This is a genomic window from Vibrio sp. OPT46, assembly GCF_015163535.1.
Taxonomy (GTDB): Bacteria; Pseudomonadota; Gammaproteobacteria; order Enterobacterales; family Vibrionaceae; genus Vibrio; species Vibrio alginolyticus.
The window spans coordinates 12,381-18,763 of sequence record NZ_JADDYG010000481.1 but is presented as its reverse complement, the minus strand read 5'-3'; the positions used below and the strand labels follow the sequence as shown (position 1 = coordinate 18,763).

Sequence of the window (6,383 nt, the reverse complement as noted above, 5' to 3'; positions counted from 1 at the left end):
CGGCGTTTATTGGCACTACCTTCGAGCTTCTCTTCAAACCAGATATACATGAAGGTCCAGACGGTTTGTGGGCAGAGATAGCCACACCAAACTCGACCTAAGAAGGTGGTAATAAAGAACAACCCAAACGCCGCGATCACAAATAGCAAGGCGAGTAGGGTAAGATCTTGCGGATACAATGTGGTACCGAAAAAGTTGAACTGCTGGTTGCCAATGTCGAGCAAGATCGCTTGACGTTCACCGTAAGGGATCCACGGTATCAAAGCGAAGAGAAGCAGTAAGAACCAACCACCGTAACGACGCAGTTTCTGGTAAGTCCCTTTGCTTTCGCGTACATAGATGCGATTACTTGGGTTGAACCGATCCCCATTCCCTTTATGAGTCTTAGGGTTGTAGGTTTTAGGAGTCACATCTTTGATATCGATCTTATCCTGACTCATGCACTCATCCTTCTTAGGCTTTTATAATGTACGGCGTCATTTCTATTGATGTCGCTCGATGACATTGCTACTTCGTCCTTATCATAAATCATGACCGGACATAATTATTTTAGTAAATACTGATGAACGGCGATTATACAATCAATAACAATTCCTTTTCTTTAACGCAGTCAATGTTTAACAACAAAAATCAGTACAGTTAACCTGATAATTGGCTGAACAGTTATAACCAATTGTGGGACTAAAAACTTTGGTTATAAAAAAGCGACTCACAGAGAGAGTCGCTTAAAGAATACTGGCTGTTGAGCTGGTTATTTGATGATGCCACGAGCGCGTAGGATCGCCGTTTTAAAATCGTCCTCTTGGTCTTTTTTGAGTCCAGGGATCATTTCATCTTTGCTGCTATTACGCATTTTAAGGTGGTAGATCAGTACATCGTCGGTCAGATCTTCTAGCTTTCCTTCATAGCCTGCTTCTTTTGCCAGCTTAACGATGAACTGCAATAGGTTCAGCTCCTGATCTTTATGCCATTCAGGCTCTAGTAGCTCAAGCAGCTCTTCAATGCGATGACACTTCATTTCTTTCTCCACAGAATTTATAGGTGTAATTAGCAGTAAAGGTACCAAATTGCTTTGCTAAGACCAAATAGGAAAAACGATCTCTTTCACCGTGGTTTGTTCTAAGTCTTTGAAGTTTTATGAGTTGCGTGCAAAGAAAAAAGCGCAGCTGGCGCCGCGCTTTTGATTAAGCTGCTTTGATAACTTTGGCCGGAACACTCGACATCATTGCTGTCTTCTCAACCAATGTCATTGCTGGCGCAACTTGCTTTGCCTTTGGTGCAGTAGTAAAGCCACTGCGGCGGCGCATTGCACTAGTATTAGTGTGTGCGAACCTGACTGTTGTTGGGCGCATTAATTTACCTAACTGTCAGGCATATCCATTGCCGATGTAATGGCCTGAATCATTATGAGCTAGGCTCCAACAAGATTGAAGAATCACTCTTCTGGCTCTCGCCAATCCAGTTAATGAGTCAGGAATACCGATATGCATGCATATCAAGTGTAAGATTAGCATCCTTGTAATAATTGGTCGATAGTTGAGCAATTGAATTGTTTAGATTTTGTCATTTTGTCGCGATGTTCGAGGCAATTTTTGTTTGATCCCACGATCAGCAGTAGTAGTATGAGATCTCGATGAAGGAGGTGCCTATGTCATTTTTGAAGAAGACACTTGCCAGTTTTGGGATTGGGAGCGCGAACGTCGACTCAATCTTAAACCAAGACGTGCTATACCCAGGTCAAAGTGTGGATGTGTCTATCCATGTATATGGTGGTGCGACTGAACAAGCGATCGACAACATTGATTTAAAACTCTGTTGCCGCTACATCGCAGAAGCCCCTGATGACCGTGGTGCGCGAGAAGGACACAGCATGCGCCGAGTACCTCAAACTCATGTGCTTGCTAAGTGGAGTCTCCCTTACGCATTTACCATCCATTCCGGCGAAGAGCGTACCTTCGATGTTAAGCTCGATGTGCCTTGGAACACGCCTATCACCATTGGTGATGCCAAAGTATGGTTAGAAACCGGCTTAGACGTTGCCGCTGCTTTGGATCCGACTGATAAAGACATCCTCACCGTTCGACCTGATCCACTGATGGATGCGGTACTATCTGCATTTGAAGCGCAAGGTTTACGAATTCGCCAGGTGGAATGCGAGGAAGTGAAAGGATTCGATCTACCATTTGTGCAAGAGTTTGAACTGGTGCCAACCGACGGACCTTACCACGGCGTGTGGCGCGAATTAGAATTTGTTGCCCACCGAAGTGAGCAAGAGCTCAAGTTGTGGTTTGAAGTTGACCGCACACGCAAGGGGCAAGGTGGCATGCTCGCGAGCTTACTGGGTAGTGGCAAACTCAAGCGAGAGCTGACCATTCCTGCCACGACTAAGCCAGATCAAGTTGGCGAACTGGTACTCAATTATCTCGATCAAACTACTGCCGTTCATGAGTCTTAATTTAAGCTTACACGTGTAAGCCTAATGTGCCATACTAGAGCAAATTTCAAACTCTAGTATAGGCGCATTGATGTCCGAGCTGCAGAAACCTCAATACAGTCAACGTGAAGAACTGGCCAATACCATCACCCACGGTATAGGGATGATTTTTGGTATTGTTGGCTTGATACTGCTGTTAGTTAAAGCCATAGACCATCAAGCTGACACTTTAACGCTTACCAGTATGGCGATTTATGGTGCGAGTATTATCGTGCTATTTTTGGCCTCGACGCTCTATCATGCGATCCCTTATCCCAAAGCGAAACGTTGGCTAAAAACCTTCGACCACTGTGCTATTTATCTTTTGATAGCAGGCAGCTATACCCCTTTCTTGTTAGTCAGCTTAAGAACACCTCTAGCATTTGGGTTGATGATCGTTATTTGGAGCATTGCGTTGATCGGCATCATCATGAAAGTTGCGTTCGTCTATCGATTTAAAAAGCTTTCTTTGATGACGTACTTGGTGATGGGATGGTTATCGTTGATTGTGATTTATCAATTAGCTATTAACTTGGATGTCGGCGGACTTACACTGCTTGCTGCTGGTGGAATTGTGTATTCACTAGGGGTAATTTTCTACGTCGCGAAGCGCATTCCCTTTAACCATGCGATTTGGCACGGCTTTGTTTTGGCTGGCTGCGTGTGCCATTTCTTTGCGATTTATTACTTTGTTGAGCCTATCTAGCCGATAGGCTCAACAAAGAATATTAAACACGTATTAGCGAGTTTTTACCTCTAGCACTTTGGCAGAAAACTGGTATTGCTGTGATTGCGGTACAGCCAATTTAATGCTCTTACCTTGTTCCGCTTGCTGTGGTCGCAGGTAGGTATCCGCCATGCGCTTGATGGATTGCCAAACCGTCACGTTTTCTTTTGCCAGTTGCTGACCAGACATATCAAACACTTGCACCTCAACTTCCACTTGAATGACAGATTGAGAGCTTTGGTTAGTGATTGATGTAGGTAAAATAAGCTCACCGCTTTGATAGCTTGCTGAACCAATCAATACATCCACACCTGAATCTGATAGCTGCATGGTTGGCTTTTTGGCGTTTACCACCACGGTCGTGCCAACGGTTTTCGTTACCACTGGAATTGTCGCAATCGCAGGAGCTGCGATTGTTTCAACTACGCTTGCTGTTGTTTGTGTCTCCGTCGCTTGCTGCGCCGGTTTTTTCATGACGTATTCCCAGGTAAAGTCATCGTTCAACTTCACTTCTCGACCATCAGCTAAAGTGATGACCTCGGCGGCGTATGTGGATGAGGCGGCAAGTAGGGTCGCCAGAGTAATCCATGTTTTCATTGTTATACCTTTTAATTAGAGTCTGCTTAGCGGCGCCAAAACGCAGGAAAGAACAGTACAAGAATAGTCAGAATTTCCAAGCGGCCCATTAACATCCCAAAGCTTAAGAGCCATTTGGCAGTATCGGGCAGAGGCGCGAAGTTGCCTGTTGGGCCAATCACACTGCCCATACCAGGGCCAACATTGGCAACGGCGGTGATTGAGCCAGAAATACTGGTCACAGGGTCGAGGCCTAGTGCACTTAAACAACCCGCGATAAAGATAATAGTGATAAAAAACATCAAGCCAAATGCCACCACTGAGCGAACAATATCATCATTCACCGGTCGCTGGTTATAACGCTGTACAAACACTCCTGAAGGGTGAATCAACTTCATCATTTGTTTGTTTAGCAGCGTCATTGCAATTTGGAAGCGGAAGATTTTGATCCCGCCAGACGTTGATCCTGAGCATGCCCCCGCCATCATTAAGAATGCGAAAAGAGTGGTGGGTAATGCGCCCCATGCGGTGAAGTCTTCTAAGCCAAAGCCAGTTGTGGTGACGACAGAGACAATATTAAACATCGACACTCGCAGGGCATCCAAAATGGTGTACCCATCTCGAATCACTAACCAAGCTGAAATCACTAAGCTTGAGAATACGAACAGGTACGCAAATCCTCTAACTTGAGCGTCGTTAACCAACACATCAATACGGCGTTTACGTAACGCGGCGATAAAGAGCAAAAACGGCAAACCACCTAAGAACATAAAGGTAGTGGCCACCCAGTGTGCGCCATTAGAGAAGTGGTTCATTGACCCATCAGATGTAGAGTATCCACCCGTCGATAGCGTAGTAAAGGCATGGTTGATTGCTTCGAACAGGTTCATGCCAGTGACCAAGTAGCCCAAAATACATAAGCCCGTTAGCATTAAATAAACCGCTACGATGTTTTTGGCGACCGTTTTCGCTCTTGGACTACTTTTATCCGACCAATCTGATGATTCGGTTTGGAATAGCTTCATACCACCGACATTCAGCATAGGTAACACTGCTACCGCCATCACGATAAAACCAATGCCACCAAGCCACTGTAAAATAGAGCGCCATAGCAAGATGCTCGGCGCCATGTTGTCTAGGCCACTGAGCACCGTTGAGCCCGTCGTGGTGATACCCGACATCGTTTCGAAGTAGGCGTCGGTGAAGCTGATGTGGTTGATAAACACAAATGGCAAGGCGGCAAACGCACTCGCGATGGTCCAAACCAAACTGGTGATGAGGAACATATCGCGTACGCTGAGTTTGAACTTGGCGGTTCGACCTATCGTTAGGCAGATGAAGGCGGCAAGGTGCGTGATCACAACGGCTTGGGCGAAATCGAGGAATCCCCCCGTACCGGTAAAGAAAGCGACCAAAGTCGGCACGTACATAAACAGGGCCAGTTTGGATAAAACTAGCCCGATAACAAACAGTACGGGACGTAAGTTGACCATAGGAAAATCCTAGAGGAAGAATGGACTCGGCTGGAATAGCGCTTCGACGTCTGATACGTATTTTTTGTTGACCAGGAACATCACCACATGGTCATCCTGCTCGATGACCGTACGGTCGTGGGCAATAAGAACTTCTTCGCCACGAACGATAGCACCAATGGTGGTCCCAGGTGGAAGTTTTATATCTCCAATTGCACGTCCAACCACTTTAGATGTACTTTCATCACCGTGAGCGACGGCTTCAATCGCTTCCGCAGCACCGCGGCGAAGTGAGGACACGTTTACGATATCAGCGCGACGAACGTGCGTTAGCAAGGCTGAAATAGTGGCTTGCTGAGGTGAGATTGCTACATCAATTACGCCGCCTTGTACCAGGTCTACATAAGCGCCACGTTGGATCAGCACCATCACTTTTTTGGCGCCCATGCGTTTTGCCAACATTGCAGACATGATGTTGGTTTCATCTTCGTTGGTCAGCGCGATGAAGACGTCGACTTGGTCGATGTTCTCTTCCGAGAGAAGCTCTTGGTCTGCCGCATCACCGCAGAACACGATGGTGTTTTCTAGTTGCTCAGAGAGCTTTTCTGCACGCTGGTAGTTACGCTCAATCAGCTTCACGCTGTAAGTTTGCTCTAGGCGTTTTGCCAAGCTTGCGCCGATGTTACCCCCGCCAACAATCATGATGCGGCGGTACGGTTTTTCTAGGCGCTGAAGCTCACTCATCACTGAGCGAATATGATTACTTGCTGCAACGAAGAACACTTCATCGTCGGCTTCAATGATGGTGGTACCTTGTGGGCGAATCGGGCGACCCTGGCGGAAAATAGCCGCCACACGGGTATCGATGTGCGGCATGTGCTCACGCAAAGCAGACAGCGCATTACCCACCAGCGGGCCACCATAGTAGGCTTTCACCGCCACTAGGCTGACTTTCTGTTCAGCAAAGCTCACCACTTGCAGCGCGCCTGGGTATTGGATCAGACGTTCGATGTAGCTCGTGACGAGTTCTTCTGGTGCGATAAGGTGATCAACAGGAATAGCGCCAGATTTAAACAGGGCTTCTTTTTCTGCCAAGTATTCTGGAGAGCGAATACGTGCAACGCGGTTTGGGGTA

At 46.8% G+C, this 6,383-nt stretch carries 8 protein-coding genes; 2 read left to right on the top strand and 6 right to left on the bottom strand.

The genetic code is table 11. The features are described 5' to 3' along the window. From IQR33_RS33750 to IQR33_RS20110, 3 genes are all read right to left on the bottom strand, one after another. A partial coding sequence (locus IQR33_RS33750; protein ID WP_228014027.1) for a 4Fe-4S binding protein occupies positions 1-440 on the bottom strand: 440 nt, incomplete at its 3' end. A 311-nt stretch (positions 441-751) separates the two neighbouring features. Further along, entirely contained in the window at positions 752-1,018 is a 267-nt protein-coding gene (locus IQR33_RS20115; protein WP_017821571.1) for a YihD family protein, read from the bottom strand. 166 nt (positions 1,019-1,184) lie between these two features. Continuing rightward, complete coding sequence (locus IQR33_RS20110; protein WP_005379043.1) at positions 1,185-1,352, bottom strand: hypothetical protein; 168 nt, start codon at positions 1,350-1,352, stop codon at positions 1,185-1,187. Positions 1,353-1,648: 296 nt separating this feature from the next. On the opposite strand from IQR33_RS20110, the gene IQR33_RS20105 reads away from it, so the two are divergent. Beyond that, on the top strand, positions 1,649-2,455 hold the full coding sequence (locus IQR33_RS20105) for a sporulation protein (RefSeq protein ID WP_017635607.1): 807 nt from the start codon (positions 1,649-1,651) through the stop codon (positions 2,453-2,455). 70 nt (positions 2,456-2,525) lie between these two features. Continuing rightward, positions 2,526-3,179, top strand: a complete 654-nt coding sequence (trhA, locus tag IQR33_RS20100) for a PAQR family membrane homeostasis protein TrhA (protein WP_005386658.1) — start codon at positions 2,526-2,528, stop codon at positions 3,177-3,179. Positions 3,180-3,212: 33 nt separating this feature from the next. On the opposite strand, the gene IQR33_RS20095 is transcribed toward trhA, so the two are convergent. From IQR33_RS20095 to trkA, 3 genes are all read right to left on the bottom strand, one after another. Beyond that, complete coding sequence (locus tag IQR33_RS20095; protein ID WP_005379050.1) at positions 3,213-3,797, bottom strand: DUF3157 family protein; 585 nt, start codon at positions 3,795-3,797, stop codon at positions 3,213-3,215. Between the two features lie 26 nt (positions 3,798-3,823). After that, a complete protein-coding gene (locus IQR33_RS20090; RefSeq protein ID WP_005386656.1) occupies positions 3,824-5,269 on the bottom strand; it encodes a TrkH family potassium uptake protein in 1,446 nt (481 codons plus the stop codon). Positions 5,270-5,278: 9 nt separating this feature from the next. Beyond that, positions 5,279-6,383, bottom strand: a 1,105-nt coding sequence (gene trkA / locus IQR33_RS20085; protein ID WP_193843983.1) for a Trk system potassium transporter TrkA, incomplete at its 5' end; no start/stop codon positions are given.

Coding starts and splice junctions, on each gene's coding strand:
- IQR33_RS20115 (WP_017821571.1), bottom strand. CDS start 1,018: ATGAAGTGTCATCGCATTGAAGAGCTGCTTGAGCTACTAGAGCCTGAA.
- IQR33_RS20110 (WP_005379043.1), bottom strand. CDS start 1,352: ATGCGCCCAACAACAGTCAGGTTCGCACACACTAATACTAGTGCAATG.
- IQR33_RS20105 (WP_017635607.1), top strand. CDS start 1,649: ATGTCATTTTTGAAGAAGACACTTGCCAGTTTTGGGATTGGGAGCGCG.
- trhA (WP_005386658.1), top strand. CDS start 2,526: ATGTCCGAGCTGCAGAAACCTCAATACAGTCAACGTGAAGAACTGGCC.
- IQR33_RS20095 (WP_005379050.1), bottom strand. CDS start 3,797: ATGAAAACATGGATTACTCTGGCGACCCTACTTGCCGCCTCATCCACA.
- IQR33_RS20090 (WP_005386656.1), bottom strand. CDS start 5,269: ATGGTCAACTTACGTCCCGTACTGTTTGTTATCGGGCTAGTTTTATCC.